Origin of the sequence: Prauserella cavernicola, from assembly GCF_016595675.1 — a bacterium.
Taxonomy (GTDB): Bacteria; Actinomycetota; Actinomycetes; order Mycobacteriales; family Pseudonocardiaceae; genus Prauserella_A; species Prauserella_A cavernicola.
The window spans coordinates 1-1,182 of the sequence record NZ_JAENJH010000031.1 but is presented as its reverse complement, the minus strand read 5'-3'; the positions used below and the strand labels follow the sequence as shown (position 1 = coordinate 1,182).

The 1,182-nt window shown below is 66.5% G+C and carries 2 protein-coding genes; both read left to right on the top strand.

Translation table 11 applies throughout. From position 1 onward, the window contains the following. The coding region (locus JHE00_RS35450; RefSeq protein WP_230425524.1) for an ESX-1 secretion-associated protein at positions 1 to 267 on the top strand (267 nt) is incomplete at its 5' end. 56 nt (positions 268 to 323) lie between these two features. Beyond that, positions 324 to 1,182 (top strand): WXG100 family type VII secretion target (locus JHE00_RS34540; protein WP_372440536.1); only part of this gene is annotated, 859 nt, incomplete at its 3' end.

The window sequence follows — 1,182 nt, the reverse complement described above, 5'->3', positions numbered from 1 at the left end:
CGGTTGGGGGTGGCGGTGTCGGCCGCGGAGACGGTGAGTATGGATGACTCGGCGTATGGGTTGTTGTGTTCGTTTCTGCCTCCGATCGTGAATCCGATGGAGGAGGAGGGGCTCTCGGCGTTGGATGCGGCGGTGGAGGGTGTGTCGGTGTCGGCGGACAACGTGCGTAAGGCGGCGGACTCGTATGAGGAGGCCGAGCGGTCGCATCAGAAGCCGTTGAAGGGTTTCGAGCGGGATCTGGATGCCACGAGGGTGCGCGAGGTCTGACGTGGCCGGGTTGGTGGGGCTGGTCGTGTCGGGCGGGGTGAGGGAAGGGTCGTTCTGTGGGTAATCCGTTGGTGGCCGAGGTCGAGGATTCGACGACGGCGATTTCGGGTGTTCCGTTGCTGGAGTCGATCGATGACACCAGTAAGGCCATTGAGAGTGGTGACTGGGCGGCCGGGGTGCTGGGTGCGGTGGGGACCGCGCTGGATGCGCTGGGGATGGTGATGGATCCGTTCGGGTCGATCCTGGCGGCGGGGGTGGGGTGGCTGATGGAGCATGTCGGCCCGCTCTCGGATGCGCTGGATGGGTTGACCGGGGATCCGGACACGATCAAGTCGCATTCGGAGACCTGGTCCAATGTGGCGACGGAGCTGGCGGCGATCTCGACGGATCTGCTGACGATGATCGAGCAGGACACGGTGTCGTGGACGGGTCCCGCGGCGGATGCGTATCGCACGCGGGGCACGGATACGGCGACGTTGATCAGTGCGGCGCAGTCCGCGGCCGAGGGTGCTTCCAGTGGGATCGCGACCGCTGGTGAGGTGGTGGCGGCGGTGCGCACGTTGGTGCGCGACATCATCGCCGAGTTGGTCGGGCGGATGATCAGCTGGGCGTTGCAGGTGCTGTTGACGCTGGGGATCGGGTTGGCGTGGGTGGTGCCGCAGGTGGTGGCGGCGGTGGCCAAGACCGCGACCCGGATCGCGGATCTGACCAAGAACCTGGTGGACGCGCTGTCGAAGCTCTCGCCGCTGCTCAAGACGCTGGGTGACGGGTTCGGCGACGCGGCCAAGGCGTTGAAGAACATCAAGGGCGGCAAGATCGACACCCCGGACGGGGTGCGCAGCGGACCGGACCCCAAGCCCGGCAACACCGACATCAAGGGCGACAAGTACGACGGCCCCGGCAACAACGGCGGCA